Annotated in this window: 1 pseudogene; it reads left to right on the plus strand. The window is 37.6% G+C overall.

What is annotated here, in order from left to right:
- A pseudogene (locus tag IT084_RS18045) lies at positions 1-255 on the plus strand (hypothetical protein); the annotation flags it as partial.

Consider the following 255-nt stretch of genomic DNA (forward strand, 5'->3'; position numbering starts at 1 on the left):
AGATCCTATCCCCGGTGTTGGTACTTTTTATGATTTTATGGATAGGCTGATTCGTAAGGATCGGATCCTTTATAAATCCAAACTGCGTAAGTTCAAGCGTAAGCCTAAAAAGAAGCAAAAGAAAAATAAGAAGCTGGATTCTTCAAAGCCCGGTGTGGTTGAACGTTTGGTAAACAGGGTCTTAAAATATGATAATTCCAAGCTCCCTGATAACCTGGAAACTACTTTAAACCATATCCTAAAAGACGTTTTTGT

The sequence above is a fragment of the Desulfallas sp. Bu1-1 genome, from assembly GCF_015594625.1.
GTDB lineage: Bacteria > Bacillota > Desulfotomaculia > Desulfotomaculales > Desulfallaceae > JADNRQ01.